General features: G+C 35.5%; 13 protein-coding genes. 9 read left to right on the top strand and 4 right to left on the bottom strand.

Features of this window, described 5'->3' with window-relative positions; translation table 11 throughout:
- Nucleotides 1-11 precede the first annotated feature (11 nt).
- The 8 genes from ftsE to fba all read left to right on the top strand — a co-directional run bounded on the left by ftsE (nt 12) and on the right by fba (nt 12,463).
- On the top strand, nt 12-698 hold the full coding sequence (gene ftsE / locus ACW2QF_RS09920) for a cell division ATP-binding protein FtsE (protein WP_455715843.1): 687 nt from the start codon (nt 12-14) through the stop codon (nt 696-698).
- Nucleotides 688-1,596, top strand: a complete 909-nt coding sequence (ftsX, locus tag ACW2QF_RS09915) for a permease-like cell division protein FtsX (protein WP_455715842.1) — start codon at nt 688-690, stop codon at nt 1,594-1,596. Before ftsE ends, ftsX begins: the two co-directional genes overlap by 11 nt.
- Before the next feature lie 17 nt (nt 1,597-1,613).
- A complete protein-coding gene (locus ACW2QF_RS09910) occupies nt 1,614-2,927 on the top strand; it encodes a murein hydrolase activator EnvC family protein (protein WP_455715841.1) in 1,314 nt (437 codons plus the stop codon).
- Between the two features lie 93 nt (nt 2,928-3,020).
- Entirely contained in the window at nt 3,021-4,271 is a 1,251-nt protein-coding gene (locus ACW2QF_RS09905; protein WP_455715840.1) for a S41 family peptidase, read from the top strand.
- A 388-nt stretch (nt 4,272-4,659) separates the two neighbouring features.
- Entirely contained in the window at nt 4,660-6,645 is a 1,986-nt protein-coding gene (gene uvrB, locus ACW2QF_RS09900; RefSeq protein WP_455715839.1) for an excinuclease ABC subunit UvrB, read from the top strand.
- A 38-nt stretch (nt 6,646-6,683) separates the two neighbouring features.
- A complete protein-coding gene (gene uvrA / locus ACW2QF_RS09895) occupies nt 6,684-9,536 on the top strand; it encodes an excinuclease ABC subunit UvrA (protein WP_455715838.1) in 2,853 nt (950 codons plus the stop codon).
- A 184-nt stretch (nt 9,537-9,720) separates the two neighbouring features.
- Nucleotides 9,721-11,436, top strand: coding sequence for a hypothetical protein (locus tag ACW2QF_RS09890; protein ID WP_455715837.1), 1,716 nt, complete (start codon nt 9,721-9,723; stop codon nt 11,434-11,436).
- Nucleotides 11,437-11,599: 163 nt separating this feature from the next.
- The gene (fba, locus tag ACW2QF_RS09885; RefSeq protein ID WP_455715836.1) at nt 11,600-12,463 is read left to right on the top strand and encodes a class II fructose-1,6-bisphosphate aldolase; all 864 of its coding nucleotides are present in this window, start codon (nt 11,600-11,602) and stop codon (nt 12,461-12,463) included.
- Nucleotides 12,464-12,554: 91 nt separating this feature from the next.
- Here fba and ACW2QF_RS09880 read toward each other — a convergent pair whose 3' ends face one another.
- The 4 genes from ACW2QF_RS09880 to ACW2QF_RS09865 all read right to left on the bottom strand — a co-directional run bounded on the left by ACW2QF_RS09880 (nt 12,555) and on the right by ACW2QF_RS09865 (nt 16,235).
- On the bottom strand, nt 12,555-13,535 hold the full coding sequence (locus ACW2QF_RS09880; protein WP_455715835.1) for an SPFH domain-containing protein: 981 nt from the start codon (nt 13,533-13,535) through the stop codon (nt 12,555-12,557).
- A gap of 59 nt (nt 13,536-13,594) precedes the next feature.
- Complete coding sequence (locus ACW2QF_RS09875) at nt 13,595-14,389, bottom strand: TPM domain-containing protein (protein ID WP_455715834.1); 795 nt, start codon at nt 14,387-14,389, stop codon at nt 13,595-13,597.
- Entirely contained in the window at nt 14,389-15,453 is a 1,065-nt protein-coding gene (locus tag ACW2QF_RS09870; protein WP_455715833.1) for a hypothetical protein, read from the bottom strand. The genes ACW2QF_RS09875 and ACW2QF_RS09870 overlap by 1 nt, the downstream gene beginning before the upstream one ends.
- Nucleotides 15,454-15,560: 107 nt before the next feature.
- A complete protein-coding gene (locus ACW2QF_RS09865) occupies nt 15,561-16,235 on the bottom strand; it encodes a PspA/IM30 family protein (protein ID WP_455715832.1) in 675 nt (224 codons plus the stop codon).
- A gap of 323 nt (nt 16,236-16,558) precedes the next feature.
- On the opposite strand from ACW2QF_RS09865, the gene ACW2QF_RS09860 reads away from it, so the two are divergent.
- On the top strand, nt 16,559-17,422 hold the full coding sequence (locus tag ACW2QF_RS09860; protein ID WP_455715831.1) for a class I SAM-dependent methyltransferase: 864 nt from the start codon (nt 16,559-16,561) through the stop codon (nt 17,420-17,422).
- Nucleotides 17,423-17,447 lie beyond the last annotated feature (25 nt).

Here is a 17,447-nt window from a genome sequence, read left to right as displayed (position 1 = left end):
TCGAACCTCCTATTATTGTATTAGAGAATGTATCAAAATCGTATCAGAATGATATAGATGCAGTAAAAGATGTTAGCTTGAAAATAAGAAAAGGCGAGTTCGTTTTTATTGTTGGTAGTAGTGGTTCGGGGAAATCGACCTTAATTAAACTATTGTTAAAAGAGATTGAACCCACATCAGGTAAGATTTATGTAGGTGGAAAAGATATAACGAGGCTTAAAAGAAGAGGAGTACCTAAGTTTAGACGAAACCTTGGAATTGTTTTTCAAGATTTCCGTTTGTTAAAGGATCGTAATGTATTTGAGAATGTTGCTTTTGCACAGCGAGTTATTGAAAAACCAATGCGTACGATTCAGCGTAATGTGCCAGCAATGTTATCACTTGTTGGACTTTCTGATAAGTTAGAAGCCTATCCGAAGGAATTATCTGGTGGAGAGCAACAAAGAGTTGCATTAGCAAGAGCACTTGTGAATAATCCACTTATACTATTAGCTGATGAACCTACAGGAAATCTAGATCCTAAGAATTCCTGGGAAATTATGTCCTTGTTAGATGAAATCAATAAAAGAGGTACGACAGTAGTTGTCGTTACACATAATGTTGAAATTGTGGATGCTATGCAAAAACGAGTTATAACAATGAGCAAAGGTATATTAGTCAGTGACGAACAAAAGGGTGGTTATTCAAATGAAAATTAGTTCAATTATATATAGTATTAAACAGGGATTAAAGAATATTCGCCGAAACAGAATGTTTTCTCTGGCTTCTATAGGAACTATAGCAGCGTGTTTATTCCTGTTTGGTATATTTTATTTCATATTAGCAAATTTTAGATACACGGTTAAAATCGAAGAGAAATCAGTTGGCATATCTATCTTCTTTAAGGAGGGTATAACTGAAGACGAGATTGAAGAGATTGGCGATCAAATCAAACAGCGCAGTGAAGTTGCTACATTGGAATACATATCAGCAGATGATGCGTGGGAAAAGTATAAGAAAGATACATTTGCAGATGAGCAGGAATTAATTGATACATTTGCAGATGACAATCCGTTAGAAGATTCTGCCTCCTATGTAGTTTATCTTAATGAAGTAGCTGCTCAACCGGAGTTTGTTGAGTATGTTAAGGGGCTAGATGGGGTACGTAAGGTTAACAACTCGGATAAACTTGCAAAGGGATTGAGTGATTTTAATGTCTTACTTGGATATGTATCAGGAGCAATTATTATATTGTTGTTAGCGGTTGCGATTTTCTTGATCAATACAACTATTACTATGGGTATATCCGTACGTAAAGAAGAGATATCTATAATGAAATTGATAGGAGCAACAGACTATTTTGTACGGTCTCCTTTCATTGTTGAAGGAATTATTATTGGCTTAACAGGGGCAGTACTCCCTTTGATTTTACTATATTTCATCTACAATCAAGCAATTACGTATATTGGTCAGAAGTTTAGTATCTTATCGAATATCTTACATTTCTTGAATGTAAATCATGTCTTTTCAACATTAATACCATTATCACTTGGAATTGGAGTGGGAATCGGTTTAATTGGAAGTGTGATTACTGTGAGAAAACATTTACGAGTATAGAAAGGTATGGTTAAAATATGAGAAGAAAGAAGCGGATGCGACGATTTGGTATATTAATGCTTGTGTCAATATTAACCTTCACTTCTGTATATACCATCTTTGCTTCAGAGATTAATGATGCTAAGTCACAGAAGAGTGATTTGGAGAAAAAGAAAGAAGAAACAGAAGCTAAGATAAAAGAGCTAGAGAAGGAAAAAGGTAATATCGTTTCATACATCGAAAAGATGGATGTACAATTAAATGACCTAAATGAAGAGATTACGGATTTAAATCAACAGATAGAAGAAGCGAATGTAGATTTAGACGAAACGAAAAAAAATCTGAAAGAAGCTAAGAAAACTGAAAAAAATCAGTATGAGACAATGAAGAAAAGAATAAAGTATATGTATGAGAATGGTAATACCAACTACATAGAAATTATTCTTGGATCTGCTGACATGTCAGACATGTTAAACCGTGCGGAATATATAGAGAAAATTATGCAATACGATCGCACGATGTTATCAAATTATCAAGAAACAAAGAAGCAGATAGAATTAACGAAGAAAGATATTGAAAATAAAATTGTTGAGTTAGAGGAGTTAACGGAAGAGGTTAATTACGAAAAACAGACGGTAGAAGACCTTGTAGATAAAAAATCAGAAGAATTAGCGAAGTATAACGCTAATATTCAACAATCAGAGTCAATGGTTTCTAATTATTCTAATGCAATTGCAGAACAGGAAGCATTAATAGAAAAGCTCCTTGAAGAAGAAAGAAAAAGAATCGAAGAAGAAGAGAAACGTAAGAAAGAGGAAGAAGAGAGGAGAAGAAAGGAAGAGGAGGAGAAGAAGAAACAAGAGCAGAGTAACAATTCAGGGAATTCAAGCAATAATAACTCATCCGGTAATTCATCGAACTCTAATTCATCGAACTCTAATTCATCGAACTCTAATACACAGGGAGGGTTTACATGGCCAGTACCTGCGAGCAAAAAAATTACCTCTTACTTTGGCTATCGTGGTCAGCCAACAAGCGGTGCCAGTACATACCATCAAGGTATAGATATTGGAGCTCCTACGGGGACTTCCATTGTAGCTGCACAGTCAGGAACCGTTGTTACTGCTTCATATAGTGCCGGTGCTGGTAATTATATTATGATTAATCATGGTAATAGTGTATACACAGTGTATATGCATTGTTCTCAGCTATTGGTATCTGTAGGGCAGACAGTTAGTAGAGGAGAGCAAATTGCATTAGTGGGTTCTACGGGAATATCAACAGGCCCTCATCTACATTTTGGGGTATCTGTTAATGGAAGTTATAAGGATCCACTAAATTACGTAAACTAAAATATAATGATTTTGGTAGAGAACTATAGTGGAGATATAATTTTTTAAAGTAATTGCATTGTAAACAGACAAAGAAAGGATATGGCAACATTTATGAAAAAGCGTTTTTTTCAAGGTATGCTAGTTGGATTGTTGGTTTCAACACTTTTATTTACTATTGTGTTTGCTGGTTATCATAAGGTCAATTCTACATTGAGTGCCGAAGGCGGTAATGGAAGTGCGAATATAACTTCAGAAACCGATTCTGATGATTTTTTAGCGAGTAAAACAGTTAAGTCAAAAATTAATCGGATAAAATCAATTATAGATAAGTATTATTTGAATGATATTGATGAAGAAAAGATGGCAGAAGGTCTATATAAAGGTTTGGTTAGTAGTTTGGAAGATCCATATTCTGTATATTATACCAAGAAAGAGTTTGACGATTTAATGGAATCTTCATCAGGAAGTTATTATGGTATTGGAGCTTATGTTAGTCAAGATGTCAAAACTGGAGAAGTAACAATTGTGAAGCCTTTTGAAGGAGGACCTGCTTATGAGGCAGGAGTTTTACCAGGAGATATTATCTACAAAGTTGCTGGTGAAGAGGTGACAGGGAAAGACCTTTCGGAAGTTGTTAGTAAAATGAAAGGTGAAGAAGGAACGACAGTTGATGTTGAGATTGTTCGTAAGGGTGAAAGTGAACCAATTAAGTTAACAATCGAAAGACGTAAGGTTGAAGTTCCGACTATATCTTATGAGATGTTAGAAGGTAAGGTTGGCTATATACAGATTAGTGAGTTTGATGAAGTTACAGGAACGCAGTTTAGAGATGCCATATCTGACCTTGAAGACCAAGGAATGAAAGGATTGGTAATTGATTTAAGGAATAATCCAGGTGGGTTGCTTGATACCGTTTGTGATATGTTAGACCGTATGTTACCAGAAGGGTTAATTGTATACACTGAGGATAAGAACGGTACGCGTACAGAAGAGGTGAAATCAACAGCCAAAGAATCTTTTGATAAGCCGCTTGTTGTTATGATTAATGGTAATAGTGCAAGTGCTTCCGAAGTGTTTGCTGGAGCAATTCAAGATTACGGCATTGGAACAATTCTTGGAACAACAAGTTTTGGTAAAGGTATTGTTCAATCAGTAATTCCTCTACCAGATGGTAGTGGAGTTAAGATAACAGTATCAAAATACTACGCACCAAAAGGTCGCAATATCCATGAAATCGGTATAGAACCAGATGTAGTTGTAGAATTAAAGGAAGCGCTACAGAATAAAGTTACAATAGAAAAATCAGAAGATAATCAATTACAAGAAGCAATTAAGATTATCAATGAGAAAAGTAGCAAATAGACTTAGTGGCAGCAAAACTCTGTTTACGTTTTCATAGCTTCTTAGCGACATACTAAGAGTTTTGCTTGTCTACTTTATTGGTACACAAGTACAAGCGAGATATTGAAATAAATAGTTAGAATGATCCCAAGAAGTTAAGTTCCTATGGTGGGTATAAAATGTACTCCTTAGGCTTTCACTTCTTGGGATTTTCTAATTGAGGAGCAAAAGGATTATAGCCTTTGTAAGGCTAATTGTGTATGAAGTTATTTTATCTGTTAATATTATTAAGATAAAGTTATTAATCCCTTAAAACAGAACAGACATTCGAAAATATGTTGATTTTAGGAAATGTATATGATATAATTGGCACCAAAGGAAACGAACGGTTAAAAGAAAGGAAGCGGCCATGGATAGATTTAAATTAGTATCGGAGTTTGATCCTACGGGAGATCAGCCAGAGGCGATACGTGATTTGGTTAAAGGCTTTGAAGAGGGAAATCAATTTCAAACCTTGCTTGGAGTTACAGGTTCTGGTAAGACATTTACCATGGCGAATGTAATACAAGCATTAAATAAACCAACACTTATAATTGCACATAATAAAACGTTAGCTGCACAATTATATGGAGAGTTCAAAGAGTTCTTTCCAGAGAATGCAGTAGAGTATTTTGTTAGTTATTACGATTATTACCAACCAGAAGCATATGTACCATCAACAGATACATTTATCGAGAAAGATTCTGCGATTAATGATGAGATAGATAAATTACGACATTCTGCCACAGCAGCGTTAACGGAACGAAGAGATGTTATCATCGTTGCCAGTGTATCTTGTATCTACGGATTAGGAGCGCCAGTTGATTATCAGAATATGACATTGTCATTACGGCCAGGAATGATTAAAGATCGTGATGAAATTCTAAGAAGATTAGTAGATATTCAATATACGCGAAATGACATGGACTTTAAGCGTGGTAGTTTTCGTGTTCGTGGTGATGTTGTAGAGATAATTCCTGTATCAGCTACGGATACAGCTGTACGTGTCGAATTCTTTGGTGACGAGATTGATCGTATCACAGAGATCGATGTATTAACTGGTGAAGTGAAGTGCGAACTAGAACATGTTGTTATGTTCCCTGCATCCCATTATGTTGTTCCACCAGATAAATTAAATGAAGCAATAAAGAAAATAGAGGACGAGTTGGAAGAGAGGGTATTATACTTTAAGAGAGAAGGTAAACTTCTTGAAGCTCAAAGAATATCAGAACGTACAAACTTTGATATTGAGATGCTTCGTGAAACGGGATTCTGTTCTGGTATTGAGAATTATTCTGGACCAATGTCGGGACAAGAGCCTGGAAGTACACCATATACCTTAATGGATTATTTTCCGGATGACTTCTTAATTATTGTAGATGAGTCACATATTACCATACCTCAGGTACGCGGTATGTATTCAGGTGATAGGGCGCGTAAAGAAACTTTAGTTAATTATGGGTTCCGTTTACCATCTGCACTTGATAACCGACCACTTAACTTTCAGGAGTTTGAAAATAAGATTAATCAGATGATGTTTGTTTCAGCGACTCCGAATGTTTACGAGAAAGAACATGAATTATTACGTACAGAACAAATTATTCGTCCTACGGGATTACTGGATCCAACCATTGAAGTTAAGCCTGTTGAAGGTCAGATTGATGATTTGATTGGAGAGGTAAATAAAGAGATTGCAAAGAAGAATAAAATTCTTGTAACTACATTAACCAAGCGTATGGCAGAAGATTTGACAGACTATATGCGTGAGGTTGGTATCCGAGTAAAATATCTTCACTCGGATATCGACACACTTGAACGGTCAGAGATTATCCGTGATATGAGACTAGATGTATTTGATGTTTTAGTTGGTATCAACTTATTACGAGAAGGGCTTGATATTCCAGAAATCACATTAGTAGCAATATTAGACGCAGATAAAGAAGGGTTCCTTCGTTCTGAAACATCATTAATTCAGACGGTAGGACGTGCCGCCCGTAATGCAGATGGTCATGTAATTATGTATGCTGATAAGATAACGGATTCAATGTCTAGAGCGATATCGGAGACAAACCGTCGTCGAGAGATTCAACAGAAATATAATGAAGAACACGGTATTACACCAACAACTATTAACAAGAAGGTACGTGAGTTAATCAGTATCTCTAAGAAAGTTAATAAAGAAATGTATGACATGGAAAAAGATTATGAGTCTATGTCTAAGAAAGAATTAGAAGCAGTAATTAAGAAGATTACGAAAGAGATGCATACAGCGGCTGCCGAGCTTAACTTTGAGATGGCAGCACAGCTTAGAGATAAACTACTTGAATTAAAGAAACATTTAAATGAGATTGGCTAGCTAGTTTGCTAGATTATAGAGGGAGCATGTGTATTAACATGATAAAAGAAGAGAAAGATCATAAAAAATATATTAAGATACGTGGTGCAAAGGAACATAATTTAAAAGATATTAGTTTAGATATACCAAGAGATGAGTTTGTAGTATTAACTGGATTAAGTGGTTCAGGTAAGTCTTCACTTGCGTTTGATACCATCTATGCAGAGGGTCAGAGAAGATATATGGAATCGCTATCCTCTTATGCAAGGCAATTTCTTGGACAGATGGAAAAGCCCAACGTTGAGAGTATTGAAGGGTTACCACCTGCAATATCAATCGATCAAAAATCAACAAATCGAAATCCACGTTCTACAGTAGGAACAGTAACTGAGATCTACGATTACTATCGACTTCTCTATGCGCGTATCGGTATCCCGCATTGCCCTAAATGTGGTAAGGAGATTAAGAAACAATCAGTTGACCAGATGGTTGACGAGATTATGAAATTACCGGAGCGTACGAAGATTCAACTTCTTGCACCAGTAGTGCGTGGCCGTAAAGGAGAACATGTCAAATTATTTGAACAAGCAAAGAAAAGTGGTTATGTACGTGTAATGGTAGATGGTTCTTTGTATGAATTAAATGAAGAGATTAAATTAGACAAGAATAAGAAACATAACATTGAGATTATTGTAGACCGTCTTGTAGTGAAGGAAGGAATTGAAAAACGTTTATCGGATTCCATTGAAAGTGTGCTCAAACTCGCAGACGGCTTATTGATTGTAGATCTTATTGATGGTGAACAGTTGAATTTTAGCCAGAACTTTGCTTGTTCTGATTGTGGTATCAGTATCGATGAAATTGAACCAAGAAACTTTTCGTTCAACAATCCTTTTGGTGCTTGCCCAGAATGTTATGGTATTGGTATTAAGATGGAATTTGATGAAGATTTAATGATACCAGATAAGAAGTTAAGTATTTCGCAGGGAGCTATTGTTGTTTTGGGATGGCAATCAGCAACTGATCCGAGCTCTTATACAAATGCAATTTTACAAGCATTAGCCAAAGAATATAAGTTCAGCTTAGATACACCATACGAAGATTTACCTGAAGATATTAGAAATATGTTGATCTACGGAACCAATGGGAAATCCGTTAAGGTGTATTATAAGGGACAACGTGGAGAAGGTGTGTATGATGTTGCGTTCGAAGGGTTGATTAAGAACGTAGAACGTAGATATCGTGAAACTGGATCTGAGTCCAGTAAGCAAGAATATGAAACATTCATGAGAACAACCCCATGTAAGTGTTGTGGCGGTAAACGACTTAAGAAAGAATCCCTTGCAGTAACTGTCGGGGATAAGAATATTGCTGATCTTACAGAGTATTCAATTAGAGATTTGTTTGATTTTATGAATAATCTTGAATTAACTTCTATGCAGTTAAAGATTGGCCAGTTAATTTTAAAGGAAATTCGTGCACGTTTAGGTTTTTTAATTGATGTAGGTCTAGATTACTTATCCTTAGCTCGTGCAACTGGAACGTTATCAGGTGGTGAAGCACAACGTATCCGTCTTGCTACGCAGATTGGATCAGGATTAGTAGGTGTTGCATATATTCTAGATGAACCAAGTATTGGTTTGCATCAAAGGGATAATGATAAATTATTACGCACACTATGCAACTTGAAGGATTTAGGTAATACTCTAATCGTAGTTGAACATGACGAAGATACGATGTTCGCAGCAGATCATATAGTTGATATCGGTCCTGGTGCAGGTGAACATGGTGGTAGAGTAGTTGCAGAAGGAACAGCAGAGGAAATCATGGCCAATCCAGATTCTATTACTGGTGCTTATCTAAGTGGTAAGATTCAAATACCTGTACCAAAAGAAAGAAGAAAACCAACTGATTATATTAAGATAAAAGGTGCAAAAGAGAATAATTTAAAGAATGTGAATGTAGATATTCCTTTAGGTATTATGACTTGTGTAACTGGTGTATCTGGTTCTGGTAAGAGTTCCTTAGTTAACGAAATATTATATAAACGCCTTGCTAGAGATCTTAATCGTGCTCGTTGTATACCCGGTAAACACACAGATATTATTGGAGTTGACAAGCTTGATAAGGTTATTGATATAGACCAATCCCCAATTGGACGTACTCCACGTTCAAATCCAGCAACTTATACAGGGGTTTTTGATCAAATCCGTGATCTCTTTGCAACAACGCCAGATGCAAAAGCAAAAGGATATAAGAAAGGGAGATTTAGTTTCAATGTAAAAGGTGGTCGTTGTGAAGCCTGTAGCGGTGATGGTATTTTGAAAATTGAAATGAACTTCCTTCCAGATGTCTATGTACCTTGTGAAGTTTGTGATGGAAAGCGATATAATAGAGAAACACTTGAAGTTAAGTACAAAGGTAAGAGTATTTACGATGTACTTGATATGACGGTAGAAGAAGCATTGAAATTCTTTGAGAATATGCCTTCGATTAGACGAAAAATAGAATCACTTAACGATGTAGGGTTATCCTATGTTAAATTAGGACAACCATCTACTACATTATCAGGTGGTGAAGCACAGAGAATTAAACTTGCTACAGAGTTAAGTAAGAGAAGTACAGGAAAGACAATTTATATTTTAGATGAGCCAACAACTGGCTTACACTTTGCTGATGTTCATAAGTTAATCGATATTTTAAGAAGGCTATCGGATGGCGGTAACACAGTTGTTGTCATTGAGCATAATCTTGATGTTATTAAGACAGCTGACTATATTATTGATATTGGACCTGAAGGTGGAGATAAGGGAGGTACAGTGGTAGCTACTGGTACCCCGGAAGAAGTTGCGAATAACGATAAGTCTTATACGGGTATCTATATAAAGAAGCAGTTAGAACGTTTTCAGTAATATATTTATTCTTGTATTGTTTCTTTTTTACTCACTAGTTAATATTTTCTATATATGGTATAATAATAATGTATTACTTAATTGATGAATCTGATTAGTTAGAAGCTAGTCTTAAGTTGAGGAATAAGATATGTAATTGAAAGATTAGACCATTAAATTAAGATATAATAAGAGGTGAGCTAGGGTGAAAAAGATTATACCAGTACTGGTACTAATTATGTTCGTGTTTGTAGCATGTAAGAATAATAACAAAATGAACAATGATTCTGATGGTAATGGTGAACAAACTTTGTCGGAATCAGAAGCAGACAATTTACCAGAAACTGATAAAGAAGAAGTACATCTAGAGTTGGAACCAAATGAATGGTACTATGTGGGTGAAGATGATCTAGATTATGGATTTGGTAAAGTGGTTTTCTTTGATTCTTCTATGAAGGTGAAGAAATACTTTGATAATGCCGTACTTCCAAACAATGATATGGGTGCCATTGATATAACTAAGCCTGTGATTATTGGTTTATTAGATGATGATAAAAGAAATGGAGCTACAGTTGTTGAACCAGATCAGTACACATATGGTGTTTACGATTTGAAGAATGATACTTGGATCGTGCCAATGGATTACAATTCTTTGGTTAAATACGCGAATGGTTGTTATGGAGCGTTTTTAGTTGATACTGAGATGGATACAACTAGTATGACCATATACAATGAGCAAGGGAATGTTCTAGCAGAGGGAATTGATGTAACGAATAGTTATGTTAGCCTTGTTGGCGAGAATCTCTGGAATGTCTCTTATGATGGAACGCAACCAATAGCTATCTATGATGCAAGTGGTAAATCAGTGAAAACAATAGATAGCAGTTATGGTATGGTCCATGGTGCATACTTTGTTGCATCAGATATAGAAGAAGGTGACATCATCTATAACGAAGATGGTGAACCTATTATTACTAAAGAGAATGTAATTGCCAATTGCAGATTAAAAGATGTTGATGATCAGAAGTTCTTTGTAGTATCCTATAATGATTATAGTCAAATGATTGAAGCACAGATTGGGAAGTATCAATTAATCTTAGATAAGGATGGAGGATTAATTAGTTGTATTAATCAAGAAGAATACCCTAACAAATTCATATCGGTTGAGTATTGGTTGTATCGTGTTACGGAATCTTCTAATACAGGCAAGTCAAACGTCAGTGATAATACGATCCAATCCACAACAAGTGATGTAGATGAGGATGATGAATCTGGTGTTTTAATAGATGGGGATACGATAAATGATGATTATGGCATTGTAACGGACAAAGAAGACACGATATATAATGTAACGAGAAATAATGACGTGGTAGCCTACTATGATAGAGACGGTAATCATCTATTAACAACAGAGGGAGAAGAATTCCAAGGACATATTCAACCATATGGGGTAGATTTTACTCCTCATGATTTGTTTTATCAAAAATCTAATGGTTTTGAAATTTATGATTATCAATGCAAAGAGACATACCAGTTAAACATTGGTGAGTTTGGAATTGTTGAATTACAATCTCCATTACACGGTTTCTACCTTTTAACCAATGAATTAGATGAAGAGACTAGAATTTATGTGTATTATAAAAATCAGAAGTTAGCAGAAGGATCCAATCTAGTTGTTCAAGTTCTTGATGGAAACCTTGTAATAACAGATTATTCGGAAGACTATGCCTTAGATGAAATGTCACATATCTATAATGTTAACGGTGAAAAAGTATATGATTCGCCATGTTATGAGATGATTGAACAGATAGGAAGTAGGTATATTCTAACGCAAAGAGAAGGCGTTCGAACGATTGTAGATTACACAGGGAACGTAGTATATGCATTTGATCAAAGCATTGATGTAGAAGCGTCCGAATAATGGGATATTAAACAAATATTGAAAAAACTATCAATAAAAGGTTCCTTTTTCTGATTAAATGCGTTATAATAGTAGCGAACTACAATACAAAATTAACACAAACTGTAACTACTTTATTAGTAGTTGCACTAATTTCATAATGAAAGATATGGAGGATGAGACGATGTTAGTAGCAGCAAATGATATGCTTACTAAAGCAAGAGCAGGACAATATGCAGTAGGACAATTCAATATTAACAATTTGGAATGGACAAAAGCGATTCTTTTAACAGCACAAGAAAATAATTCACCAGTAATTCTTGGTGTATCTGAAGGTGCTGGTAAATATATGGGTGGATATCATGCGGTAGTTGGTATGGTTAATGGTTTACTTCAAGACCTTAACATTACTGTACCAGTAGCATTACACTTAGATCATGGTAGTTTTGAAGGTGCAGAAAAATGCATCGAAGCAGGATTCTCTTCAATTATGTTCGATGGTTCACACTATCCAATCGAAGAAAACATCGCTAAAACTACTGAATTAGTTAAAATCTGTAACGAAAAAGGTTTATCATTAGAAGCAGAAGTTGGTTCTATTGGTGGAGAAGAAGATGGTGTTGTAGGAGCTGGTGAGTGTGCAGATCCTAATGAGTGTAAACAAATCGCTGATCTTGGTGTTACTATGTTAGCAGCTGGTATCGGTAATATTCATGGAAAATATCCAGAAAACTGGGCTGGTCTTAGCTTTGAGACATTATCAGCAGTTAAAGATCAAGTTGGAGACATGCCTTTAGTTCTTCACGGTGGTACTGGAATTCCTGAAGATATGATTAAAAAAGCTATCTCTTTAGGAGTTGCTAAAATCAACGTTAATACTGAGTGCCAATTAGCTTTCGCTGAAGCAACTCGTAAATACATTGAAGCTGGTAAAGATCTTGAGGGAAAAGGTTTTGACCCACGTAAATTACTTGGTCCAGGTTTTGAAGCAATCAAAGCAACTGTTAAAGAAAAAATGGAACTTTTCGGATCAGTTAACAAAGCATAATTGTAACATAGTTTAGTTTAAAAAAACTTAACTTAATAAAAGCTGTCGCCTAGTTAGTATGGCGACAGCTTTTTTACGTTCAAGTATTAGATTAGATAAGTTTTTGGCCACAGTTTGAACAGAAGTTACCTTCCCCTGTCTTTTGACCGCAGTTAGGGCAGAAGTTTGGTTTAGCTGTGGAAGTGTTAGGAGTGGACGTGTTTGGTGGTGTTTGGTTCGTATTGTTTGCTTGATTTATATTCTGCATCATCTGATTTGCCATATTCATACCCATCATCATGCCAGCCATATCAGAAGCAGCACCGCCACCACGAACAGTACCAGAAGAGATTCCATCAACCATAGAAGCTTGTTGGTATGTGTTCATGTTTCCAATCATGCTGTGTGAAGCGTTTTTTTCAATCATCTTTTGTATACTTTCAGGATAGTTAAAGCTTATGATCTGGAAGCTCGTAATCGTCATACCACTATCAAATAATTGCATATCTAAGTCATCCTTAATTCCCTTAGCAATATCAAAAGACATAGATTGAAGGTTGAACATATCCTTACCTTCTTTAACAATCCATTTAATTAACAATTGGTCAAGTATTGATGTAATACGTAACTTTACATCTTCTACTAAGTAAGAATTTCTAACACCTGCAATCTTATCGATTAATTTGATGTAATCATTTATTTTAAAACTAAAAGTACCATTCGCACGTACTGGCATACCACCTGGTAATTGAGGAGTAGGTATGTTGATAGGATTTGCGGTTCCCCAACGTACAAGGAATTCTTTTGTATTGATGAATAATACTTCAGCACGCATACCGCTGTTAAAGCCGAATTTAAATCCCTTTAAAGTTGAAAGAAAAGGCACGATTTGTGATTCGATATCATAGTCACCTTCGTCGGTGAAGATACCTTCTATTTTACCATTGTATAAGAAGATGGCATCTTGACCTGGACGAATAACAAGTCGGCTGCCTTTCTTTATTTCTTGATTAGACCATTTGTAGAAAATCATGTCTTCGCGGAATTCATTCCATTCCACTACATTAGAAAATTGATTAGAGAAAAGTCCCATAAATTGTTCTCCTTTATAAAAATATTGTTTTTCATATATGCATAAGCATATTGCTTATATTAAAAGCCTCTTTGACTACCACTTGAAAAAGAACTTCCGCCGCCAGTAGTGCCACCATGACTACCCCCACCATTATTGTTATTTTCAGGTTTTTTAACTCGTCTAGTCGTAGTTCGTATATAATGATCAAATGAACCTGTTAATCTAGAATTGTTGTGATCTAAGTAAGTAGAAGAATTAGTTGTTACTCTACCACCTGAATTGAATATCATGATGCCTACAGTAGTAGCACCTATTATAACGGAAATTAATACTTGAAACCAAAGCTTATAGAAGATGTTATCTGGATTTACATCAGGATCTGTTCCTAGATAAGTATTTGTCTTTTTGATAAATGTTTTCGCTGCTTTATCGTAATCTTCTTTTGAAAGTTTTGGAGTTACAACATCAAGAATTTTATCGCAACGTTCTGTGGCCATTCTAATGGCAGCATCTTCATAGGCATAGATATTGGTTTCGCTATGATCCATATCAATAAGGAAAAGAACACAATCGTCATTATAGCCATCCTGTCCGTGAATATACGTGTGATAATACATACTCGCATAGTTTTCTGTAGATAAATCACTGGTATTATCGGTTGTAACTATAACAATAGAAGTATCATGCTTTTGGCTATATTTATTAGCAAGATCATTTAATTCCTCGTCATTGGTTAAGATGTTGGCAATATCTATAATATAGGGGGTATCCTTACTATCTGCAGTAGCTTGAGTAACTGGAATCATTATGGTTAAGAATAAACAAATCATCAATAATAAAGATGGAAGTAAACGTTTTCTTATTGATTTCATTAGAATCCACCTCCCATTAATAATGCAATGATCTTAATGATAACAAAACTAGCAGCTGTTACACCACCAAACCAAGCTGCAATTTTTCCTTTGCTTAGAGGAGGGCGACCCACGATTTTGCCTGTTTCTCCGTTCATGGCGAAAACATGCTCTGAATCTTGATAATCGTAAGCAACTAACCATACCGGTAGTAGTGTGTAATATGCATTCCGAGGGTTTATGTGAATTCTTTTGTTGAATACGTTAACGGTAGTATAGCCGGCTATGCTAGAACGTAAATAAGTTTCAGCATACTCGGCGACACGATTTTGAATACGAGGGAATAAATCCTTATCTGTATAATTGTATTTTTCAGCGATATATCCTGCTAGGTAAGGCATATTAAAAGCTTTTAAATTGCTGTAATCAAAAGGTTCTAATTTATCCATTAATTCATCATTCATTTTTTCTGAAGCATCTACTGGTATTTTGAGATAATTAAGATCTGCACTTCTATATACATTGTAGTGTTGCGTTTCAGTAACAATATAGTCTCCTTGGTCAAAGGTTCTAACTCGGGTACATGCGGCATTGATTTCACCGTTACTATGTAAGTCGTATAACCAGAATGGAACATATAATCCAGTCATACTTTTGATGCGATCAGCAGTCATGAAACCCTTTGGTGTAAGCCTACCGTTTTTGCACCATTTTTTAAAAGCTTGTACCGCTTGTTCCTTATTAATTTGAAAAGGTATTATGTAGTAAGGTGAGGATTCACCTGATAATCGATCTGCAAGAACTACAGGAGCACCACAGAAGCTACAAGTAGTTGCTGTTGTATCAGGTTCTGTAATTAATACAGCACCGCAGTTGTTACACACATATTGATTAACTTCAGAATCGTAAGAAGTTGAATTTGTAGCATTGGAATATTCCTCGGAAGAGGTGGTATTTCCTTCTTCGTTGCGTTTCATTGTATCAATATCACTAGTATACTCGCAACTTTCACACAAAAGTTTCCCTGTATTACTGTCGAACTTCATATCTGCTCCACAGCAAGGGCATTTGTATTGAACGACCATAATATTTTCTCCTAATATTTTATTGACTTTAAATAAGGTGTTGTAAAGAAACAGTCATGATTGCAAAATGCAGTCTAATAAGTTACTATACAACACCTTTATATAATTTATTTACCTAAGCTTGCTTTTAATGCTGCTAATTCATCCTCAACTTCTGCTGATGAACTAGAATATTTGGCAGTTAAATCAGCAATGTCATCTTTAGGACCTTTATTTAATTCTGCCATAGCATTAGCGGAGTCAAGCATCTTATTTGCTTTTTCTTCCATTCTGTCAAAGGCAGATATAGAATTGTTAGCACTAGAAACGCTAGAACCAATTTTATTAATACGTTCTTGTGTTTTAGCAACAGCCATCTTACCTTTAATCATATCTTTACGAGATTCTAACTCGTTGATATCGTTTACAAGTTTGTCGTGCATCTCTCTCATTTGAGCTGCATTTGCTTTTGCTATATCATAAGCTTCTTGTAGACCTGCTTGTTTGTTAGTTAAAGTAGACTTCTTCTCTAGGAATTTGCGTGCATCATCTTCGTTTCCTGCTTCAAGAGCTTTTACTGCGAAGTTTTGCATTTTGTTGATTTCACTTGTGCATTCATCTAAGTCACGTTTAGAACGTTGTTCTTCTGCCATGATAGAAGCAGTTTCAGCTTTAACTTTTCCTAAATCACTGTTTAAATTACGTAAGCATTGGTCAATCATCTTTTCAGGATCCTCTGCTTTGTCAAGGAGTGCGTTAATATTACTTGCCATAATATCTTTAAATCTTGTTAATATACCCATTCTTGGTAACCTCCCTCAATTATGTATAGTGTTCTATAATTGTTTAGTAACTGTTCATAATACTTATGCATTTGTAAGTGATTTGAATCTAGTTACATGTTTTTTACAATTATAGTGTATTAGATTTTTATTATAACGTCAAGTTAAAAAGGAATTAGAAAGCTTAGTAAAATCTTAAAGAAAGAGAAAAAAAGAATAAAGTGTGTATAATATACTATAGTAACAAGACTTATACTAGTATACATCTTGTGTTAGTGCAGAAAAACGTGTATAATCGCTAATAGGATTTCATTATTTATATAGAAGAAAGAGAGTAAAATACAATGTGGTTAGCAGATGGTTGGAAGGATTATGAAGTAATTGATACTTCAAAAGGAGAAAAATTAGAACGTTGGGGGAAATATTTATTAGTAAGACCAGATCCACAGGTTCTATGGGATACACCTAGAAATCATAAGGGCTGGAAGAAAATGAATGGCCATTATCATAGAAGCAATCGAGGTGGTGGTGAATGGGAGTTCTTTGATCTGCCAAAACAATGGACAATCAATTACAAGAGCTTAACTTTCAATTTGCAACCATTTAGTTTTAAACATACAGGGGTGTTCCCGGAACAGGCGACAAACTGGGATTGGTTTTCTGAGAAAATAAGAAAAGCAGGACGTCCGATTAAAGTGTTAAATCTATTTGCGTATACAGGAGGAGCAACGTTATCCGCTGCAGCAGCTGGAGCAAGTGTTACCCATGTTGACGCATCGAAAGGTATGGTTACATGGGCAAAGGAAAATGCGAAGTCATCTGGACTTGGTGATGCTCCAATTCGTTATATCGTTGATGATTGTGTGAAGTTTGTTGAACGTGAGATTCGTCGTGGTAACACATATGATGCAATTATTATGGATCCGCCTTCCTATGGTAGAGGACCTAAGGGGGAGATTTGGAAGATTGAAGAATCGATTTATCCTTTTGTACAACTATGTGCAAAGGTTTTATCGGACAAACCTTTATTTTTCTTAATTAATTCTTATACTACAGGACTTCAACCAGCGGTACTTGCTTATATGATGGGTACAGAATTGGTACCACGCTTTGGCGGTGTTGTGAATGCAGATGAGATTGGTTTGCCGGTTAGCTCTAATGGATTAACATTGCCATGTGGAGCTTCTGGAAGATGGGAATCAAAATAAGAAGTGTAATAGTGTGATGTTAACA

The organism is Anaerosporobacter sp., from assembly GCF_965301125.1.
The sequence above is the reverse complement of the archived record's forward strand: the minus strand, read 5'-3'. Positions and strand labels throughout refer to the sequence as shown.